Genomic DNA, 19,890 nt, shown 5'->3' with positions numbered 1-19,890 from the left:
TTGCTTATACGAAGTAGCTTACCTCTCATTTGTTTGGTTAGAAGAAAGAGTAGGAGATGATCTTGAAGCTACAGGTTTTGCTATATCTGCTAGCTGTTTACTGCGTTTCAGTTTTTGTTCTATTTCTTTTACTGTAGTTAGGGATACGCCAAAAAACGTTGCCACATGTTTTTGTTTAGTATAGGGTATTGTTAATGCTTCTTCGATTTGATTACGTAATTTTTGTGGTATCCTTTGATTTTTTTCTCTGGAAATTTTTCCGAATTTCCCATGAAAAAGCTGATGGGTCATTTTTTCATCATAGTCTTCTTCAAAATGTTTTTGGTATATATTATTTACTGTAGAGTTGGACACGCCAAAAAATGCGGCAATCTGTCTTTGACTAGGATTAGGCAATGTTAATGCATGTGTGATCTGTTCGCGTAATTTCTGGGATAAACCCCTTTTTTCTCTTTTTCTGGAAACTTCGCCGAATTCCTTGTATAAGACTTGATATGTGTGATTTTGAGCATCACCTTCTGCAAGTTGTTTGAGGTATATATTGCTTACTAAACATGAGGATACGCCAAAAAATGTGGCAATTTGACTTTGTTTAATATCAGGCAATGTTAATGCGTGTTCGATTTGATTACGCAATTCTTGTGATAGTCTCTTATTCTTTCCTTCTCTAGAAGGAATAGGACCAAATGTCTCATACAAAAGCTGATAAGCGTTATTTCCAACATTTCCTTCTACTAGATTGCTCGTTTTTTGTCTATCCACAACAAAGGAAGGCCCTGGCTCAGTAGGCGAGATGGGTTCTTCGTTCGTTTGTTGATGGAAGATTGGATCGGGCAATGGTTCATCAATAAATTGTCGCTCCTCTCTTGTGAGAGACTCGTGCTCCATTAAGTTATGGAAACGATAATCTTCCCCAAAGATGTCAATAGGTGGAGATGAAAATGACTCCTCAAATGGCGAATGTTCAGGTGGATTTGGAATGACTGAAGCTAGTTCATTGACGAGTTGCTTCTCCTCTTCCGGGAGAGTTAGAGCATCATCCTTTGAATGAGCATCAAATTCATGAGAAGTTACAGGGGGCGTTTTTATTTTTTTGTTCGCTTTAGTTAATAGTTCATCAAATGCAATAAAGTCAGTGGATGTATCTGAATGTTTTCTTTTTGCTTTAGGCATAATTATCCCTCCGATAACATGGATTTGTTTATTCGCATGAAAAAATAAAGGTACATAATTTTGGGATAAGCATACCATATAAAACTTATACACAACATGACTGAAAAGACAACTTTTTCTTGCCTGTGGAAAAAATAGTTTAACACAAACCTTATAGTTATCCACAACCAATTGAAAAAGAAGGGAAATGAAGAAAAATCCTCTAAAATACCGGGAGGGGGTAAAAACAAGCAAAATAATTTTAATTATCTATAAAACAGGTATGATGAGAAAAAAGGGGGATTTTATATGACAAAAAAAGCAGTTTTCGCAGGCGGATGCTTTTGGTGTATGGTCAAACCATTTGAAGAGCAGCCAGGGATCATTTCTGTGACATCCGGTTATACAGGCGGGCATGTACCAAATCCAACTTACGAACAAGTAACAACAGGCACAACAGGGCATACAGAAGCCGTAGAGATCGAATATGACCCAGAAGTTATTTCTTATGATCAGTTGGTGGAAATCTATTGGCAGCAAACCGATCCGACTGACGCGTTAGGACAGTTCGCTGATCGTGGTGATTCTTATCGACCAGTGATCTACTATAGTGATGAAGAAGAACGAAACATTGCAGAGCGTTCAAAACAAGCATTGCAAGACAGCGGGCGATTCGATAAGCCGATCGTGACAAAAATCGAACCAAGAAGCGAATTTTATCCTGCAGAAGATTACCATCAGGATTATTACAAGAAAAACAAGCTCCATTACAATCTTTATCGAGAAGGTTCTGGACGTGCCGGTTTCATTCGTCGACATTGGGGAGGCAAGAAATAAGAAGCTGAAAAAGCTACTTTTGGAACACCGTATATCAGAGGTTGTGACAAGTCGTTTGTCACAACCTTTTTTCAATACCTAAAATGAAGGACGATCAGCAATGCACTACTCAAAAAAGGAATGAAAGGCAGCTTTTCCAACTTTTTTTTATGACAGATAAAGTAAACAGAAAAAACGGTTATTCCAAACAGGCTAGCCAGAAACAAGACCCGAAGCAACTCTTCCAGAGGCAATCCCCCACTCCAAGAAAGCACCAACAGAGTATCGCCAGCTCCGAGATAGGATTGACCATAGCGAAGGCACACACCGCCTACGATAAACGTTAACAGCACACTTTGCCATTGGAAAACGCCGGCCTGCAACCAAAAAATCCATAAGACTGCCCAGGAGCAGAATAGCGTGTGAGAATGGACCATGAAGAAAAACAAGTCCATCAACGAAAATAGCAAAGCCGAAAGCACCCAAATGAACGTCGAAAAATTTCTTGCGGAAGAAAAAGTAAAGAACCAGACAAAAAGACCACCACATAAGACTTCTGCCAACAAATAGTAGAAGGGCAACCGACACCGGCAATAGCGGCAGCGAAATCGTTGGACGATGATCGAGAGAATCGGAATCAATTCATACCAAGAAAGCGAACGACAGCATTTGACACAATGAGATCTAGGATAAATAATAGAGTGACCTAACGGAATCCGCTGGGCGGTTAAACATAAAAATGACCCGATACAGCAACCAATGATAAAATAAAGTAACACGCCATCTCCCCCTTTTCAAAACCAAGATACGCAAGCTTAAACTAAATTTTTGTACATACATAAAATTTGAGGTGAAAAAATGAACGTTTCAATCGGATTAGATATCGGAACCACACAAACCAAAGCAGTTGCTTTCACAGATGAAGCCCAAGAAGCAGCATCCGCTTATTTTCGCTACCCTTTGATCCAAGAAACACAAGGGATGGCAGAACAAGATCAGGAATTGATCTTTCAAGGCGTCTGCACCGTTATAAAAGAAGTAATTAAACAGTTGCCTTCAGACACGACCATTCAATTTGTCTCCTTCTCCTCTGCGATGCATAGCCTGATATTGTTGGATGAAGAGAAAAAACCGTTATCTCGAATGATCACTTGGGCAGATAACCGAGCAGCGGACGAAGCAGAAAAACTGAAATATACCGTGCTTGGCAAAGAATTTTATCGGCAGACTGGGACACCGATTCATCCAATGACACCATTGAACAAAATCAAGTGGCTGCAAAACAGCCAACCTGAATTATTCAAAAAAACTGCTTATTTTGTCGGTATCAAAGACTATATCTTTTATAGATTGTTTGGCGAACTGATCAGCGACTATGGAACGGCTTCAGGAACTGGATACTTTGATATCCATGAATTCCAATGGGCAGAAGAAGTGCTTGACTACTTGGACATTCGGACAGAACAATTGCCGCAAGTATTTCCTTCCACCTATCAAGTAACAGGTCTACCGTCAGAAACAGCAGCAGAACTAGGTTTGCCAAATGATATATCATTTGTTTTGGGAGGGGCAGACGGGCCACTTTCTAATCTAGGGTTAGGCGCTTTTGGTGATACGATCGCCGCTTTGACCGTAGGTACGAGCGGAGCACTTCGTTTTATTACTACTCAGCCTCAGTTCCATCCAGAAATGGAGACGTTTTGTTATGTTCTGGATCAGAAACATTGGGTAGTAGGAGGAGCGACTAGCAATGGTGCTGGCATCTTTGATTGGGCAGGGCATACATTTTTACAGGAAGTCGTTCAATCTGCTAAAGAAAAAGGCGAAAATCCATATGATGCACTGCTTTCGGCTATTGCTTTTGTGCCAGCAGGTGCCAATGGTCTGATTTTTCATCCCTATTTGCTTGGCGAGCGAGCACCGCTTTGGGACGCAGATGCGTTTGGCAGTTTTATCGGCTTGCAGCGGCAACATACAGAAAAAGAAATGATGAAGGCGATTCTAGAAGGGATCTGTCTCAACCTTTATCGAATTTTAAAAGGAGTTTGCCAAGAAAATCAGCTCACAGAGATCCGTGCTACAGGCGGTTTTGCTCAATCTCCGATTTTTCGTCAGATGATGGCTGATGTACTGGGTTACCCGCTTGTTTTCCCTACTGTCACAGAAGCATCCGCATTAGGAGCTGTGATTTTAGGCTGGCGAAGCATCGGAAAGATTCAAAGTATCAGTGAAGCACAGGAATTGATAGAATTGAAAGAGCAAGTCGGAGTACAAGAAAACGATCATAAAAAATATCAGAAAATCTATCCATTATTTGTTTCGACACAAAAGCATTTAGCACAGACTTATCAGCAATTTGCTCAACTGCGAGAAGAATTAGCTGATTCTGAAAAATGATTGGCTTTACGGATAAAAAAGCGAAATGAAAATCGTTCTCAGGTAAATGATTTTGTTGTACTTTTCATTGAAAGTCTACTATTATTTTAAGTGTAAGAAAATGTTAGGAGGCAAGAAAGATGAAATTCCAACAAACCAAAGAAGTATTAAATCAATTAGTTGCAGATCTAAGCCAAATGTCTGTTGTTGTTCACCAAACACATTGGTACATGAGAGGACCAGGTTTCCTTACATTGCACCCAATGATGGATGAGTTCATGGACGATTTGAACGCTCAGTTAGATGAAGTATCCGAACGCTTGATCACATTAGACGGTTCACCTTATTCTACATTACGTGAATTTGCAGATAACACGAAAATCCCTGATGAAGTAGGACGTTGGGACCGCACGATTCCTGAACGTTTGGAAACACTTGTTGCAGGCTACCGTTATCTAGCAGATCTTTACCAAAAAGGAATCGAAGTTTCTGGAGAAGAAGGCGACGATCCAACACAAGATATCTTTATCGAATTCAAAACAGCCACAGAAAAACGTATCTGGATGATCCAAGCTCATCTAGGCAAGGCGCCAGAGATCGACGCGTAAGCGCGAAACTTATCCTTTTATATAGAAGAAACCGCGGAACAGCATCGTTTCGCGGTTTTTTTATATTAGAAAACGACCCTTTTATATAAAAGAAAGAAAAAGAAGTAAAGTTTCATATAAATTTTTCAATCAAGCAGAAAAACGTTGACATTGACTAGATTAGCGGGTAATATGTTAAATGGTATTGTTTGCCCCACAAAGAGCCCCGGAAACTCGAAGTGTATGTCAAACATCAGAACTTAAATTGGAGGAAAATAACGTGCGTACAACATATATGGCCAAACCAGGCGAAGTAGAACGTAAATGGTATGTAGTAGACGCAACTGATGTTCCATTGGGACGTCTTTCAACAGTTGTTGCATCTGTACTACGTGGTAAAAATAAACCAACTTTCACACCTCATTTGGATACTGGCGATTTCGTCATCGTCATCAATGCAGACAAAGTGAAATTAACAGGTAAAAAAGCGACTGACAAAATTTATTACCGTCACAGCAACTACCCAGGAGGATTGAAATCAATCACTGCTGGCGAATTGCGTGCTAAAAATTCTCGTCGTTTGATCGAAACTTCTGTAAAAGGTATGCTTCCTAAAAACACTTTAGGCCGCAAACAATTTACAAAATTGAACGTATACGGTGGAGCAGAACATCCACATGCAGCACAACAACCAGAAGTTTTAGACATCACAAACTTAATCTAATAGGAGGGAATTTCATTGGCACAAGTTCAATATATCGGCACAGGCCGTCGTAAAAACGCAGTTGCTCGCGTACGTCTAGTACCAGGAACTGGTAAAATTACTGTAAATAAAAAAGATGTTGAAGAATACATTCCACATGCTGACTTGCGTGAAGTAATCAATCAACCTTTCGCTGTTACTGAAACAAAAGGCGCATATGACGTATTTGTTAACGTAAACGGCGGAGGATACGCTGGACAATCAGGAGCTATCCGTCATGGTATCGCTCGTGCATTGCTAGAAGTTGATCCTGACTTCCGTTTAGCGCTTAAACGTGCTGGCTTGCTTACACGTGACGCACGTATGGTCGAACGTAAAAAACCAGGTCTTAAAAAAGCTCGTAAAGCTTCTCAGTTCTCAAAACGTTAATATCGTTCGAGCAAAACACACCTTCTATTTGGAAGGTGTGTTTTTTTTGATTATGAAAAAATACAGAGCGAGGCGTAAGCAGAGTAAAGTAGTTTTATTTAATGGATGCGACTTCATTTGCTTATGAGTACTAGTTCAATTCTATCACTACAAGGCACTTTCAAAATTTGGAGAGTGTCAACTAATAGAAATAAAAAATGTATGTATTTTTTGCCAAAGTCAATTTTTCCTCTTTACTATGATATGATTTGATTGGTATATGATTGAAGTGGACAAGAAAGGAGTACAAATGTTTATCAATAGTGTAAATGATGCTGTTTTTTCTTGCCAAGCGTGTGTGAATGTCTATGTGTTAAAGTTGTCTAGAACTTATTTTATTCCTGTTGATGTTTTATTTATAGACCAGAGAAACAGAGCATGGGAATTAAAAAAGAAGTACTTTGAAAAGCAGATAAAATCTAAAGTGAAACAAAGGCAATTGATTGTTGCATTCAATGAAATAATTGATAAGGTGATTTTAAGAAGAGAGAAGCAACATTTTCAGTTCTCACTATCCAATCAACATTTTTTAATACGGGTAGAAAAAATAGAGGATAAAGAACATTTGATTATTTTAGGTCCTTTCTGTACGAGTGAAACTATTCAGTCCCATATAGTTCTACGTAAATGTATTCGTAAACTAAGAAAATTCTATTCCAAAAAGGTCAATAAATATCTGTACTTAGTGATAGATGAAATATTGGCTACTGAGAATTTCTATAGACATTCTTTAGGATTTTGGGCGAAGAAAATTGGGTATGATTATTCGTATTTAAGTAGAGAATTCAAGAAATATGTTGGCTGCTCATATAGTTATTATCGAGAAAAGTATAGAATTGAACATGCAAAGAATGACTTACTTATGACTCAGTTATCTATCGAAGAAATTTCTAACTTTTTAGGTTTTTATGGTTCAAGTCATTTTTATAATAGTTTTTTTAAAGAAGAAAGAACTTCACCAACTTTTTTTAGAAATCGATATAAAAAATTAAATAAATAAAGGCTGGAATATTAATCCAGCCTTTATTTATTGTGTTGATTAAAAAATATAGTAAGAAGGAGCATGTCTTAAATTATTTGAACCTGTAACGCGTGCAGTACGAGTTTGTCCGGCATTACCAGTGACATGATTAGCTTTAATCACTGTTCCATTTGAGTTTAGTAGCACGGCTGAAACTCGATAACGACGTGTACGATGATGAATAGTTGAGTTTAGTCTTACGTTTCCCCAAGCAACAAAAGGAAAACCATCTGTTGAAATTGTCCAAAAGCCCCAAGGGAAATGAGTTTGTCGTCTAGATAAAGGATCATCTGTGCTATTGCTTTTTTCTAACAAAATTTCATTTGAAACATCAAGAACTCTTCCGTTTTCATCAAAAACAATGCTTCCGCTATTTGGAAATGACTCTGTTATTGGCATTGTTAGTGCATCATTTTGAAATCCAACTTCATCAGCATTTACTGATACAGGCATAGCAAGGGGCAAGAGAGTAATTGCAACAAATGATACAGAAAAAATTTTTCTCATAATGCAGAGCACCTCTTTCTTTTTGTGGAAATAGATTATTCCCACATTTAAAATACTATGAGGTTAGCCATATTTTCTATGTAATATCATGACTATATACCTATATCTATTTGTAATAATATGACTTCTTAACAAACATAGATTGTTGAATGTTTAGTGTCCATCTATACTTTTAATTGACTAACTACGTTAAAAACAAGGAGTTTTGCCGATGACTAATATAGTATTGAAAAAAATCGTTTTGCTGTTGTCTATACTCTCAAGTCTTGCATTAGCTGTTGCCATTAGGAATGTGAATAGGGAAGAAGATTTCCAGAAAAAGGTAAACATGGTCGAGTATTTTACACCGTTCAGATTTCCAGAATTTATCGTAGATCCTCAGCAAGAAACTAGGGTTCTAGAAATACTTGAATCAGTCTCAGAAAAATTGAATGTAAACTATATGGCAAAAGTTTCATTCTATGGTGTGAGAGACCATACCTTTTCTGAAACAGGAGAAATCTCTTTTGATCGTTTAGGTGAAACACATACATTTTTTCTTTCCAAGCAAACAGAAACACATCTTTTGAATAATTTTTACATAGAGCCTCAAATAATCAGTGAAAAAAATTATTTTGCATCTGACTTAGAAAAATATCCAGATGCGGAATATTTAGAAAATAGACAACTGAAAAACGAAGATTTTTTTATACTACCGATACAAATGGCTGAGGCGCTAAATCCAGCTGATTTTTTTGTGGAAACGAAAGATCAAAAAACTCTAGATAGGTTCCTATCAGAATTATCTGATGAATACAATCTCTCCTTTGAGACAGCGTACGAACCCACATCTTTTCAATATGAGAATGACATAGAAACATTTGCGCCATCTCGAACATTAGAAGCATCTACTTTTGTGATATTTACTCTTTTCTATAGCCTTTCCTTGATTTTATGGATACTAGAGAACAATAGACACATTGCGATCTATCGTTTAAATGGTTTAACTAGTAGAAAAATTTTAAAAAGATTATTATTAAAAGAATTAGTCATCCTTTTTCTCTTGAATCTATTGATAGCTTCCTTCTTTGTCCTACGTTCAGTGAATCATTTGTTTGTGCTAGTGCAACTGTTCTTGCTTATTTTTAGTCTAATCATTTCTTTTTTTGTGATTGATTTACTAGGCAATCTTTCATTGAATAAGCAACTAAATCGCCAAACTTTTGGTAAAGGATTCTTTTATACTATCTATTCTGTCAAAATGTTGATTTTATTTTTTAGTGTGGTACAACTTGTTCCGTTAGCTGAATATGCTCGCACATTCGTTACACCAGAAGCAGTACCTGAAGAAATAAAAAATCATGCCGTTTTCTATCCAAGACTTGGTGGCAATGAAGCGACTTTGACAGATCTTTCTCAAGATATGAGAGGATTAGATAAAACAAAGTTGCTTTCGCAACTGTTGGATGATGGAGCAATCGAGGTTGATACAAGTGCTTATTTTGAAGAAGAGAATCCTTTGATCCATCAATCTATTTATGTAAATACAAACTATTTAGACAAGTATCCGCTCATCAGCATAACGAATCAGCCTATCCAAATTGATAAAAATGAGGATCGAGAAATCATATTAATCCCAGAACGAATGATGCCCGATTTTGTTCAACTTCGTTCTTGGTTTTTGAATGAAACGAATCCTGATAGACGAACAAAAAAAGAAGAGGATGTTTTGTTTTATACCATCCAAGATGAACAAGAAATCTTTGCCTTTGACCAAGAACAGCCAATTATCATCAATCAGCCGAATATCATCCATGTATTCACTTTGAACAATCTACCCATTTCTCATAGAAATATTCTGACAGGAAATAGTTTTGCTGAACCATTAAAAATTCCATTGATTGGGACTGCACAAGAAACCTATGATAGATATCTTCCGTTATTGAAGGAAGCAGGATTGGAAGACAACTTTCCTTTTTTGATCCCAATGGAACAGTTAAGGAAAACAGAATTGCAGTTGATTTATTTGTGGGACATAAGACAAAGGATAACTGATTTATCGATTACTATTTTATTGGTTATTGTTTTGATTACCTATTCTACACTGAGCTATTTCCGCCTTTATCAGCAAAAATTTGTTGTTTGGCGGTTAAATGGTGTTTCTTTTTTCAAAACTTATAGAAGAATTTTTCTGCTGTTTGGCTTACAATATCTTTTGTTTTTTATCTATGTAGCTGTCCATTCATTTAGAATAACGGATGTCTTTATTTTTTCTTTATACATACTAATCGAATGTATTGTGCTGTTGTCTACATTTTTTTTAATCGAGAAAAAACAGAGCAGATTATGTGAAAGTAAATGATTTTTTAGTTTCACAAGTAAAAATACCCTTTTCACTGTCTTTGGAAAAGTCAAACATGGGGTTGTGACAGAAGTGGTCAGCTTCAAGAAATAAGAAGGAATTTACGAAAATTGCTTCTCATGTTTGATAAATATTGTGACTTGTGACCGAGGAGTTGGCAGAAGAACACCGTTTATTCGGAAGAAGGGGTTGTGACAAAAGTCTTGTCACAACCCCTCTTATTTTTCATAGGTCCGTTTTTAAGGATGAGTGCTTTTCTTTTCCTTTTGCGTTTTATATACTCTGGCTCTTTTGACGTGTTCTGCGGTGATTCGAGGGTAGGCCATACGTACTTCTTCATCTAGGAAGCAAAGATCACAGATTGTCTGGATTCGTTGGGTCTCTGAACGAATGAAATCATCGTCTTCTCGAAAAACAGCAGCAATCAATTCAAGTTGAGAAAGACGCAATGTGATGACTAAGCGTCCTTGTAAACTCGGATGTTCTTTCACTAAAGTTTGGAGGTCGGGAACTAAAGACAATGCTTCTTCATATCTATCAAAGAGTAGCTGGATCAAGGCATAGTTAAGTAGATGATTGGCATATTTAAAAGACCAGTCTTCTTCAAAGTCACGGTAGTTCTGATAATTCTTTTTAAAGCGTGAGAGGAATAAAGGGCGGATATCATCTGCCAACATTGGCAAAATGATGCTTGCGTTATTCATTTCCTTTAGCGTCCACGTCTCCATCTGCATCAAATAATCTTCCATGAACTTCATTTCTTCGGTATTGACTTCGCTTGTCTGTGCATCGATTCGATCAATAGTAGCGAGTAAGTGGATGAGGTACGCATAAAAACGTTCTTCTTTTTTCTTACTATCTTTGTACTTCAAATAAAACTTAGGTTCTTTTTCCACATGTTGGAATCGTTGGGTTTCTTCTGCTATTTCTTTTAAGAAACTTTTCTGTCCGCGATATTTTTCTCCATAATGTAAAAAGAAAAATTCGTCGGGGTTTTCTAATTCTAAATTATCGAGAACGGATAAAAAATCCTCTAAAGCTAGATTTACTTCCCCCCGTTCAAAACGATAAGCAAAGGTCCGTCCAACGATTCCTCCATACACTTCCTTCATCAGCAACCCTTTGTCTATCCTGATGCGACGCGCTGTCAATCCATATTTCTCCATATACTTCCCTCTTTTGTGTTCATTATAGTGAACATAATAACATAAAAAATTGATCTGCTGATAGGATGAAAAAAACGAAGGGAGCATGGAGCATGAATACACTCACTCTTGAACAGCAATCAAAGAAACAAGTTATGAAAGCAGCAATTTCTTCTCTTATCGGGACATTTGGTTCTTCTATCTTTACATTTGGACTTAGTCTGATGCTACTTGAAAAAACCGGGTTAGCTATTTCATTTGTTTTAGCATCTGTCATTCAGCCAATACTTGCCATTTTTCTAACACCCATCGTTGGACCCATCGTGGATCGATACGATCGTAAAAAAGTGATCATCATCAGCCAGCTTGTAACGTTAGTTATTTTAGCCATATACGGTTTATATTGGGGGCTGTCTGCTCATCCGCAAAAGGGGATCCTTTTGCAATCAATCTTGCTGATTATTGTATTGAAAGCCACCGACCAATTTACTTATACTGCACAACAGGCGGCAAAACCTGATCTAGTATTGTCGGATGATTTGATGAAACTTGCCAGTTACTTGAGCATGGCTACGAGTATCTCGAGTCTACTAACAGGAGTTTTAGGTGCGGTACTTTATACACTTCTTCCATTCTGGCTTTTTGTTTTTATCGAGATACTGACTGAGATCATGACGTTATTCATTACATTGACAATGGATTTTTGCCTTGTTCATTCACAAGAAGACCAACTGAAGAGAGCTACCGAATCAGATAAAGGTTCTTTTCTTGAAGGGTTGCGTTACATCAAACATCAAAAATATCTTATCTATTCGTTGGTTTTTGCTTTACTGATGAATTTTTTCAGTACCATCATCAATGTAGGGCTGCCCATCATCATGCTTCGTACTTTGAAGGTATCTAATGTTCTTTATGGGTTGACTGAAACATTCTTTTTTGTCGGGATGTTAGTAAGTGCCTGGTTAGCAGGAAAAATAAAAGATCCATCGGCTCCTCTTGAACGATCTCGTAAGCTTTCTTATGGCTATGCAGTTGGTTATGTAGGCATTAGTTTAATGGTTCTTTTGGTCCACGGAGAGATTCTTGCAGTTATCATTGATGGCTTGCTTCTTTTTGCGATTGCTATCGTGAACAATCTGATGAATATCCCAACTATGGTCTGGCTTCAGCGAGAAGTTCCAACGCATATACAAGGACGTCTGATGTCAACGATAACAACGATTACCATGGTGGCCAGTCCACTTGGATTAGCACTGTTTGGTGCGCTCTTTGATTGGCAGACAACGCAACCACGTCTGCGAGACAGTCTGATTTTTCTGGGAGGGAGTCTTGCTATAGTTATCCTTATAACTGGTCTGGTAAAATTACTCAAGCTTGATCTGAAAGAAGCAAAAATTTTCAGTGAAGAGGAATACAGAGAAACGACTTTGGTCGAAAAGAAAGAATCAGGAAACTGATACAAGCGTATAACAAACTGCCTGATAATAGGAAAGACACGTATTGTCAGATTGTTTTTTTTTGAAATTCAATTGGAAAATTTACACTTTCTTTATACATTTCTGGCTGCTTTCTTTATACCCGTCAACTATACTTCACTTATCAATAAGAAAGAAGGATAAGTATGGATTTTGGAAATGAAACGGTCTTGAAAGCAACTGGTATAACCAAAAAATACGGTGCTGCCAAAGCATTAGATAAAGTATCGATCGAAATCAAACGTGGGATGATCTATGGTTTGATTGGGGAGAATGGAGCGGGGAAGTCTACCTTTATGAGAACTATTATGGGTTTGATCTCGATTGACGAAGGTTCGATCGAATTATTTGGAACGACGGATTTGCAGGCAGCAAGACGACGTATGGGTCAATCGATTGAAACCCCTGCTCTTTATCCAGAATTAACTGCAAGAGATAACCTACGTATCCAAGCAGCGAACGGCGGTGTGTCGGATAGAGAAATCGAAGACCTGCTGAAAATGATGCGGTTGGAAAATACAGGGAAAAAGAAAGCAAAGAATTTCTCTTTAGGTATGCGCCAGCGTTTAGCTATTGCAAATGCACTGATCACGAATCCGGAATTTTTGATTTTGGATGAACCGACGAATGGGATGGATCCAGCGGGGATGGCAGAAATGCGAGAAATCATCCAACGTTTGGTAAAAGAACGGGGAATCACCGTCTTGCTTTCTAGCCACTTGCTAGATGAATTGTCACAGATCGCCACCCACTATGGTATTTTGCATGAAGGACACTTGATCAAAGAATTATCGAAAGAAGAATTGGCACAAGAATCTCGTCAATTTATAAAAATTGACACTTCGGCGACGGAACAAGCAGTAACGGTTCTCGACTCTCTTGGTTATAGGGATTATTTTGTCCAATCTAGCCGTGTTATCCAGCTTTTTGAAGGAATTGACCAAGTAGCAGCCATCAATCAAGCATTGGTAGAGGCAAAAGTTCCTGTGGACGGCATCCACCTAGTTGGGCAAAAACTGGAAGATTATTTCCTACAATTAACTGGAGGCAAGACACATGTTTAATCTATTAACTGCTGAAAAAATAAAAGTATGGAAGAGCCGTAAAATGTGGGTTTCACTAGGACTGATGGTCGTACTTCCGCTTTTTTATTCTTGGAACGAATGGTATATGCATACAAAATACGGCAATGAATTAAATCAAGCAACGGATACAGTCATCAACGGTGCAACAGGGATTTTAATGGTGGAAAAAATGGCTGCATGGATTCTTCTGGCTTTTGCAGCATTTGCGTGCTTTTATATTGGGGAAGAATTTCAAAACGGTACGATTCGCAATACGTTATCTTTAGGACGGAATCGAATGACTTATTATGTGTCGAAACTTCTCGTTACGCTTTTGATCACAACACTTGGCGTGGTTTTGATCACGGGTCTAGCCATGCTTGCTTACACACTTGCTTTCGGATTTGGTGAAATCGAGGGAATCAAAAACTATGGAAATTATGTTCTGCAAGTATTTCCTGTCTTGCTTCTGCTGACATTAGGGACATTATCTGTTCCAGTGGCTTTGACATTCATCACTAGAAGTACCAGTGTCAGTTTGCTTCTTTCTTTTCTTTATATCATGGGAACGGCCTTCGTTCCCGGTGTTTTCGCAAAAATCAAAGGCTTGGAATTTCTAACGGAGTGGTTTACGGAAACGTGGCTCATGTATACGGACTTTGCGCAACAAGCAACTTATTCGCAAGCACCGAAAATGATTCTGGTCAGTCTAGTAACAATCGTGGTATCAACAGCTCTAGGAATGTTTATTTTCCAAAAATCTGACATTAAGTAGGTGGTCCTGCTGGAAACTATTTTGATTATCGAAGACGATGAAGCTGTTCATTCCTTACTGGAGGAGGTTCTTGAACAGAGATACAAACTTCTCGATGCTTATTCAGGTACGGAAGGAAAATTATTGTTAAGCGCATATCCTGTCGATTTGATCCTTCTAGATCTCATGCTTCCAGGGCTTTCAGGAGAAGCATTGTTAGCAGAAATCCGACAGACATCGAATGTTCCGATCATCGTTCTTTCAGCAAAAAGCGATCAAAGAGATAAAGTTTCCTTGTTGGCAGCAGGAGCGGATGACTACGTGACGAAACCATTTGATATCGAAGAACTGTTGCTACGAATCGGCATCCAACTTCGTCATCAGACTTCTGTCCAAGTAAAAGATCTGTCGCAACGCATTTATTACAAGGAAATCTTACTGGACAAAGAGTCAAGGGAGGTAAATGTGAATGGTGTGGCTGTCCATTTGACAGGAAGAGAATTCGATCTGCTGAAGCTTTTTTTAGAACATCCGAAAAAAGTATTTTCGCGAGCAAATCTTTATGAAACAGTTTGGCAAGAACCATATTTTGATAGTGAGAAAACAGTGAATATGCATATTTCCAATCTTCGAGGGAAACTAGCAAAGGCATATGCTGTGTATATTCATACGGTGTGGGGAGTGGGGTTTAGATTTGATTAAATGGCTATTGCTTCTCGTTGTTATCTTTATGGGAAGTTTTATTTTCTTCCTGCAAAGGGAAATCAAGCGATTGACTAAGAAAATCGCCACTTTTTCTGAACGACAAGAATATGGTGGTCGTCTTTCAGTCGAATTTCGAGAAAAGAATCTAATGGACCTAGTAGATGCACTGAATACATGGGTGGATGAAAATGAACAAAAAGGACAAGTATTTCAAGAAATGGAAGAAAACATCAGACTATCGATCGTCGGCCTTTCTCATGATCTCAGAACTCCTTTGACTGCTATTAACGGTTATGTACAATTACTGGAACAGGTAGAGAATACGGAGAAACGGGAGAAGTATTTAACGATCATCAAACAATCTGTTGCAAGATTACTCAGTATGACGGATCAGTTTTATGATCTTGCTCGAATAGAGACGAAGCAAAAAGAAATGGATCTCCATACGCTTTCTTTTTCTAAAGAGGTGGAAGAAGTATTTTTCTCTTTTTATGAACAATTTTCTGTAAAAAATATCGAGGTAGCGTTCGCTGAACACTCGATAAATACAACTGTATTAGCAGATCCGCTCATGTTGTTGCGAGTGCTGCAAAATATCATACAGAATTTATTGCGCTATGCAGATGGACAAGCAAAGGTGACATTTTCAAAAGAGGATCCATTCATTCGATTAACAGTGGCCAATCCTATCAAAGCAGGAGCGCAAACCTCTGTTGAAAAAGTCTTCCAGCGTTTTTATACAGAAAATACCAGCCGCACAAATACGGAATCTAGCGGAATCGGGCTTTACCTGTCAAAAAAATTGGTGGAAGGAATGGGAGGAGAGATGACCGCTAAATTAGACAGGGGCATCTTCTCCATCTCTGTCAAGTTGCGGAGGGTTTAATTGGCTCTAATTTACCTGAAGTGAATGTCAAAAAAATTGCATCTCGTTTTAAAGACATCTTCTTTTTTTTGAAGGTGTTTTTATTTTGGTGTGATTGATACGAATTAGGTAACGAAGACAGTTATTTTTGTACCCCCTTTTCAAATAGCGCAACAGTGCTATACTAAAGCTAACAAATAAAGGAACGGAGAGGGATATGGGTCAAAGAGAATTTATCATTTCAATTATTATTGCAGCTGTTATTTTATTAGTTGCTTTAGACATTTTTTCACGTTTGAAATTAAAGGAAACAGTTCGTAGCAAATGGGGAAAAATTCCTTATCAACCGAGATTTGATAAAGAAGAAAGCTTGAAGGAAGCATGGCTCACGGAGAAGAAGTTCCGTTCATGGGATAGCGAAATCGACGATCTTACTTGGTATGACCTGGATATGTTCGAAGTATTCGAAGGAATCAACAGTACCTATTCTAGTGTAGGTTCAGAAGCGTTGTATCAACGTTTACGCAGCTTTGATTTTGGCGAAGATCAGCAGTTAGAAAAACTGATTGCTTTTTATCAGGAAAATCCTCAACTGAGAGAAAAAATCCAATATCAATTCGCTCGTTTAGGAAAAAAAGATCATAATTTTGCAAAACAATATCTAGCGGATGGAAAAAGTAAAAAGATTGGACGCGTAGGTTTATTTATTTTTCTTGGCTTGCTTCCGCTGGTGGGTGTAGGTTTGCTTCTTTTAGGTCAAGTACTAGGAATCTATTTGGCAATCGGTGGGTTAGTATTCAATACGGTCTATTATCTAGTGAAGAAACAAACACTAGAAACAGAGCTGAATAGCATGAGTTATTTGGTTTCAACGATTTCAGCCGCCAATCAGTTAGCAAAACTGCCGACACCACTTCAAGAAGAGCTGAAGCAGCAAACTAAACCATTAAGAGACATCCCTAAATTAGGTTTTTCATTTCGTATGAAGAGCGGGAGTGAAGCAGAGTTGATTTTTGAATATGTCAACATCATGTTCATGCTGCCATTTATCTCCTATCATTTCGTTCTCACTAAATTAGAAAAGCATTCAACTGAAGCCATCAAGCTGTGGGAATTGCTGGGAGAACTGGAAGTAGCCGCCGCAGTATTGAATTACCGTACTTATATGCCCATCACTTGCCGTCCGGAATTTACTGAGGGCGGTGTGACAGCGAAAGATATCTATCATCCATTATTAAAAGAAGCGGTAGTGAATCCAGTCAACTGGCAGAAGAATACATTAGTCACGGGTTCCAATGCATCAGGAAAATCTACGTATGTCAAAAGTATAGCTATCAGCTGTATTCTAGCACAGACGATCCAAACAGCGATTGCAGAACAGTTTACCCTGCAACCTGGACATGTGTTGACTTCCATGGCAATCGAAGATGATTTATTTGAAGGCGACAGTTATTTTGTTTCAGAAATCAAATCGATCAAACGTTTGTTGGACCAAGTGGCTTCCAAAGAACGCTGCTACTGCTTCGTAGATGAGATTTTAAAAGGAACAAATACGATCGAACGGATTGCTTCTTCCGCTTCAGTCGTTCGGTGGCTTGCGGAGTATCCATCTTTAGCATTTGTCGCCACACATGATATCGAATTGACAGAGATTTTAAAGAATTATTGTGAGAATGTCCACTTTGAAGAACAAGTAACAGAAGGAAAAGGAATCAGTTTTGATTTCAAATTAAAAGAAGGACCTTCAAGGACCCGAAATGCGATTGCCTTGCTGAAAGTTTTGGATTACCCAGAGACTTTAGTAGAAACCGCAAAAACGGAAGCTGCGTCATTTGATGAAAAGCGGCAGTGGCATGTATTGGGATAGGCGAAGTGATCGAAAGTATTTATTGGATCAAAAATCTTGGCTTTTGCTTCCGCCGTTTATACGTGTTTAGAGCGTGAGACAAAAGTGTTCTTTACTTTTGTCTCACGCTCCTTTTGTTGCACATATGAATAGTAATCCTTTATCTTCGATTTGTTTTTTCTGAAAAGGTTGTCTGACTTCGTCCGATTGATGTCTTTTATTAGGAGATTTTCCTGAGCCCAGCAACCTGATTTTTCGCTGGAACCAAGTTGTTTTTTCATCTGCTGTATTCCATGATACAATAAAGAATCATGTCTATAAGGAGATAGGAAATAAATGGCAAATGCGCTTGAAATAAATAATTTGAAAAAGGTTTATGGAAGTGGGGTCGAAGCATTGCGAGGAATCGATCTCTCCGTGAAAGAAGGAGATTTCTATGCGCTATTAGGACCAAATGGAGCTGGAAAGTCTACAACGATCGGAATCATTACTTCTTTAGTTAATAAAACATCTGGAAAAGTGAAGGTCTTCGGTTATGATCTGGATACGGATCTAGTCCGAGCAAAGCAACAGATTGGATTAGTCCCGCAAGAGTTCAATTTCAATCCCTTTGAAACGGTCCAGCAAATCGTCGTGAATCAAGCAGGCTACTACGGTGTCTCTCGCAAAGAAGCGATGAAACGCAGCGAAAAATATTTGAAGCAGTCCAATCTTTGGGAAAAGAGAAATGTCCGTGCACGTATGCTTTCCGGGGGAATGAAGCGAAGACTGATGATTGCTAGGGCATTGATGCATGAACCTCGTTTGCTGATCTTGGATGAACCAACAGCAGGAGTCGATATTGAATTGAGACGCGAGATGTGGGAGTTTCTCCGAGAATTGAACGAACATGGTACAACAATCATTTTGACGACGCATTATTTAGAAGAAGCTGAAATGCTTTGTCGTAACATCGGGATCATCCAATCAGGTGAACTGATCGAGAATACTAGTATGAAAGAGCTTCTATCCAAATTGCAATTTGAAACATTTATCTTTGATTTAGCGCCATATGAGACCAAACCTGTGATTGAAGGATACGCTTGTACATTTGAAGATGAACAGACAATCGCTGTCGAAGTTGAACGAAATCAAGGGGTGAACGGAATCTTCGATCAGCTGACAAGACAAGGAATCAAAGTTCTTTCTATGAGGAATAAGTCGAATCGTTTAGAAGAACTGTTCTTGAAAATCACAGAAGAAAATGATCATACGGAGGAGAAAAATGTTTAATCTTTATTTTACTGCATTAAAAAGTTTAGCTATCAAGGAAACGAACCGCTATTTGCGTATCTGGGTCCAAACACTGGTTCCGCCAGTGATCACGACATCCTTGTACTTTGTTATTTTCGGAAAAATGATCGGTGGTCGGATCGGTGACATGGGTGGTTTTTCATATATGGAATTCATCGTGCCTGGTTTGATTATGATGTCTGCTATCACTAGTTCGTATGCCAACGTTTCTTCGTCCTTCTTCTCTCAAAAATTCCAGAAAAACATCGAAGAAATCTTGGTAGCACCTGTTCCTACGCATGTGATTATTTGGGGCTTTGTGATTGGCGGAGTGGGACGTAGTATTCTCGTCGGCTCTCTCGTAACGATCATTTCCTTGTTTTTTGTACCACTTCATGTGTATTCATGGTTCATGGTCATCATTACATTATTGATGACGGCGATCTTGTTTTCGTTAGCAGGACTGCTCAACGGGATTTTTGCTCAGTCTTATGATGATGTATCGATCGTGCCTACATTTGTCTTGCAGCCGTTAACTTATCTAGGTGGCGTTTTCTATACCATCTCGATGTTACCGCCCTTTTGGCAAGCTGTTTCGAAAGTCAATCCGATCGTTTATATGATCTCCGGTTTCCGTTACGGATTCCTTGGAACGATCGATGTGCCAGTAGCAACATCGATGATCGTACTTGTGTTATTCATCGTTGTTTTGTACGCCGTTACTTGGTATTTGATCAATAAAGGAAGAGGATTGAGAAGTTAGAAAAGAGGTTGTGAAATCAGCGTTTTGACC

At 38.4% G+C, this 19,890-nt stretch carries 19 protein-coding genes; 15 read left to right on the top strand and 4 right to left on the bottom strand.

Going from position 1 to position 19,890, the window contains the following annotated elements; all coding sequences use genetic code 11:
• Positions 1-18 precede the first annotated feature (18 nt).
• Entirely contained in the window at positions 19-1,173 is a 1,155-nt protein-coding gene (locus tag HMPREF2988_RS09385; protein WP_070770519.1) for a hypothetical protein, read from the bottom strand.
• Between the two features lie 288 nt (positions 1,174-1,461).
• On the opposite strand from HMPREF2988_RS09385, the gene msrA reads away from it, so the two are divergent.
• Positions 1,462-1,989, top strand: a complete 528-nt coding sequence (msrA, locus tag HMPREF2988_RS09380) for a peptide-methionine (S)-S-oxide reductase MsrA (RefSeq protein WP_002329798.1) — start codon at positions 1,462-1,464, stop codon at positions 1,987-1,989.
• Between the two features lie 71 nt (positions 1,990-2,060).
• On the opposite strand, the gene HMPREF2988_RS09375 is transcribed toward msrA, so the two are convergent.
• Positions 2,061-2,747: a prepilin peptidase gene (locus HMPREF2988_RS09375; protein WP_070770518.1), complete on the bottom strand. Its 687-nt coding sequence runs from the start codon at positions 2,745-2,747 to the stop codon at positions 2,061-2,063.
• A 79-nt stretch (positions 2,748-2,826) separates the two neighbouring features.
• Between HMPREF2988_RS09375 and HMPREF2988_RS09370 the strand changes: the two genes are divergently transcribed.
• The 5 genes from HMPREF2988_RS09370 to HMPREF2988_RS09350 all read left to right on the top strand — a co-directional run bounded on the left by HMPREF2988_RS09370 (position 2,827) and on the right by HMPREF2988_RS09350 (position 7,102).
• Positions 2,827-4,365, top strand: coding sequence for a gluconokinase (locus HMPREF2988_RS09370; protein WP_070770517.1), 1,539 nt, complete (start codon positions 2,827-2,829; stop codon positions 4,363-4,365).
• 119 nt (positions 4,366-4,484) lie between these two features.
• Positions 4,485-4,952: a Dps family protein gene (locus tag HMPREF2988_RS09365; RefSeq protein WP_002310545.1), complete on the top strand. Its 468-nt coding sequence runs from the start codon at positions 4,485-4,487 to the stop codon at positions 4,950-4,952.
• Positions 4,953-5,226: 274 nt separating this feature from the next.
• Entirely contained in the window at positions 5,227-5,655 is a 429-nt protein-coding gene (gene rplM / locus HMPREF2988_RS09360; RefSeq protein WP_002323724.1) for a 50S ribosomal protein L13, read from the top strand.
• 15 nt (positions 5,656-5,670) lie between these two features.
• The gene (gene rpsI / locus HMPREF2988_RS09355; RefSeq protein WP_002287505.1) at positions 5,671-6,063 is read left to right on the top strand and encodes a 30S ribosomal protein S9; all 393 of its coding nucleotides are present in this window, start codon (positions 5,671-5,673) and stop codon (positions 6,061-6,063) included.
• A 289-nt stretch (positions 6,064-6,352) separates the two neighbouring features.
• The gene (locus HMPREF2988_RS09350) at positions 6,353-7,102 is read left to right on the top strand and encodes a helix-turn-helix domain-containing protein (RefSeq protein ID WP_257243325.1); all 750 of its coding nucleotides are present in this window, start codon (positions 6,353-6,355) and stop codon (positions 7,100-7,102) included.
• Positions 7,103-7,141: 39 nt separating this feature from the next.
• Here the strand turns inward: HMPREF2988_RS09350 and HMPREF2988_RS09345 are convergent, their stop codons facing one another.
• Complete coding sequence (locus tag HMPREF2988_RS09345) at positions 7,142-7,630, bottom strand: hypothetical protein (RefSeq protein ID WP_070770515.1); 489 nt, start codon at positions 7,628-7,630, stop codon at positions 7,142-7,144.
• 211 nt (positions 7,631-7,841) lie between these two features.
• Between HMPREF2988_RS09345 and HMPREF2988_RS09340 the strand changes: the two genes are divergently transcribed.
• Complete coding sequence (locus HMPREF2988_RS09340; protein ID WP_070770514.1) at positions 7,842-9,971, top strand: hypothetical protein; 2,130 nt, start codon at positions 7,842-7,844, stop codon at positions 9,969-9,971.
• Positions 9,972-10,210: 239 nt separating this feature from the next.
• Here the strand turns inward: HMPREF2988_RS09340 and HMPREF2988_RS09335 are convergent, their stop codons facing one another.
• A complete protein-coding gene (locus HMPREF2988_RS09335) occupies positions 10,211-11,137 on the bottom strand; it encodes an Rgg family transcriptional regulator (protein ID WP_257243324.1) in 927 nt (308 codons plus the stop codon).
• A gap of 65 nt (positions 11,138-11,202) precedes the next feature.
• On the opposite strand from HMPREF2988_RS09335, the gene HMPREF2988_RS13435 reads away from it, so the two are divergent.
• The 8 genes from HMPREF2988_RS13435 (at position 11,203) to HMPREF2988_RS09290 (ending at position 19,860) form a co-directional block, all read left to right on the top strand.
• Positions 11,203-12,573 carry an MFS transporter gene (locus tag HMPREF2988_RS13435; RefSeq protein ID WP_373887766.1) on the top strand — a complete coding sequence of 457 codons (1,371 nt, stop codon included), beginning with the start codon at positions 11,203-11,205 and terminating at the stop codon, positions 12,571-12,573.
• A 164-nt stretch (positions 12,574-12,737) separates the two neighbouring features.
• Positions 12,738-13,655 (top strand): ATP-binding cassette domain-containing protein, encoded by a 918-nt coding sequence (locus tag HMPREF2988_RS09325; RefSeq protein ID WP_002315832.1) that lies wholly within the window; start codon positions 12,738-12,740, stop codon positions 13,653-13,655.
• Positions 13,648-14,430: an ABC transporter permease gene (locus tag HMPREF2988_RS09320; RefSeq protein ID WP_070770512.1), complete on the top strand. Its 783-nt coding sequence runs from the start codon at positions 13,648-13,650 to the stop codon at positions 14,428-14,430. The genes HMPREF2988_RS09325 and HMPREF2988_RS09320 overlap by 8 nt, the downstream gene beginning before the upstream one ends.
• Positions 14,431-15,111 (top strand): response regulator transcription factor, encoded by a 681-nt coding sequence (locus HMPREF2988_RS09315; protein WP_070770511.1) that lies wholly within the window; start codon positions 14,431-14,433, stop codon positions 15,109-15,111.
• Positions 15,104-16,000 carry a sensor histidine kinase gene (locus HMPREF2988_RS09310; RefSeq protein WP_070770510.1) on the top strand — a complete coding sequence of 299 codons (897 nt, stop codon included), beginning with the start codon at positions 15,104-15,106 and terminating at the stop codon, positions 15,998-16,000. The genes HMPREF2988_RS09315 and HMPREF2988_RS09310 overlap by 8 nt, the downstream gene beginning before the upstream one ends.
• 196 nt (positions 16,001-16,196) lie before the next feature.
• Positions 16,197-17,846: a MutS-related protein gene (locus HMPREF2988_RS09305; RefSeq protein ID WP_070770507.1), complete on the top strand. Its 1,650-nt coding sequence runs from the start codon at positions 16,197-16,199 to the stop codon at positions 17,844-17,846.
• 315 nt (positions 17,847-18,161) lie between these two features.
• Positions 18,162-19,097, top strand: a complete 936-nt coding sequence (locus HMPREF2988_RS09295) for an ABC transporter ATP-binding protein (protein WP_002315841.1) — start codon at positions 18,162-18,164, stop codon at positions 19,095-19,097.
• The gene (locus tag HMPREF2988_RS09290; RefSeq protein ID WP_070770505.1) at positions 19,090-19,860 is read left to right on the top strand and encodes an ABC transporter permease; all 771 of its coding nucleotides are present in this window, start codon (positions 19,090-19,092) and stop codon (positions 19,858-19,860) included. The genes HMPREF2988_RS09295 and HMPREF2988_RS09290 overlap by 8 nt, the downstream gene beginning before the upstream one ends.
• The last annotated feature ends 30 nt before the right edge of the window (positions 19,861-19,890 follow it).

The sequence above is a fragment of the Enterococcus sp. HMSC061C05 genome (genome assembly GCF_001814765.1).
GTDB classification, from domain to species: Bacteria; Bacillota; Bacilli; order Lactobacillales; family Enterococcaceae; genus Enterococcus_B; species Enterococcus_B lactis.
Note: the sequence above shows the minus strand (reverse complement) of the source record. Positions and strands in the feature narration are given on the sequence as shown.

Excerpts from the sequence above, each read along its gene's own strand:
- HMPREF2988_RS09295 (WP_002315841.1), top strand. The coding sequence starts at position 18,162 with ATGGCAAATGCGCTTGAAATAAATAATTTGAAAAAGGTTTATGGAAGT.
- HMPREF2988_RS13435 (WP_373887766.1), top strand. The coding sequence starts at position 11,203 with ATGAAAAAAACGAAGGGAGCATGGAGCATGAATACACTCACTCTTGAA.
- HMPREF2988_RS09345 (WP_070770515.1), bottom strand. The coding sequence starts at position 7,630 with ATGAGAAAAATTTTTTCTGTATCATTTGTTGCAATTACTCTCTTGCCC.
- msrA (WP_002329798.1), top strand. The coding sequence starts at position 1,462 with ATGACAAAAAAAGCAGTTTTCGCAGGCGGATGCTTTTGGTGTATGGTC.
- HMPREF2988_RS09350 (WP_257243325.1), top strand. The coding sequence starts at position 6,353 with ATGTTTATCAATAGTGTAAATGATGCTGTTTTTTCTTGCCAAGCGTGT.
- HMPREF2988_RS09335 (WP_257243324.1), bottom strand. The coding sequence starts at position 11,137 with ATGGAGAAATATGGATTGACAGCGCGTCGCATCAGGATAGACAAAGGG.
- HMPREF2988_RS09385 (WP_070770519.1), bottom strand. The coding sequence starts at position 1,173 with ATGCCTAAAGCAAAAAGAAAACATTCAGATACATCCACTGACTTTATT.
- HMPREF2988_RS09290 (WP_070770505.1), top strand. The coding sequence starts at position 19,090 with ATGTTTAATCTTTATTTTACTGCATTAAAAAGTTTAGCTATCAAGGAA.
- HMPREF2988_RS09370 (WP_070770517.1), top strand. The coding sequence starts at position 2,827 with ATGAACGTTTCAATCGGATTAGATATCGGAACCACACAAACCAAAGCA.
- HMPREF2988_RS09340 (WP_070770514.1), top strand. The coding sequence starts at position 7,842 with ATGACTAATATAGTATTGAAAAAAATCGTTTTGCTGTTGTCTATACTC.
- HMPREF2988_RS09365 (WP_002310545.1), top strand. The coding sequence starts at position 4,485 with ATGAAATTCCAACAAACCAAAGAAGTATTAAATCAATTAGTTGCAGAT.
- HMPREF2988_RS09320 (WP_070770512.1), top strand. The coding sequence starts at position 13,648 with ATGTTTAATCTATTAACTGCTGAAAAAATAAAAGTATGGAAGAGCCGT.
- HMPREF2988_RS09305 (WP_070770507.1), top strand. The coding sequence starts at position 16,197 with ATGGGTCAAAGAGAATTTATCATTTCAATTATTATTGCAGCTGTTATT.
- HMPREF2988_RS09325 (WP_002315832.1), top strand. The coding sequence starts at position 12,738 with ATGGATTTTGGAAATGAAACGGTCTTGAAAGCAACTGGTATAACCAAA.
- rplM (WP_002323724.1), top strand. The coding sequence starts at position 5,227 with ATGGCCAAACCAGGCGAAGTAGAACGTAAATGGTATGTAGTAGACGCA.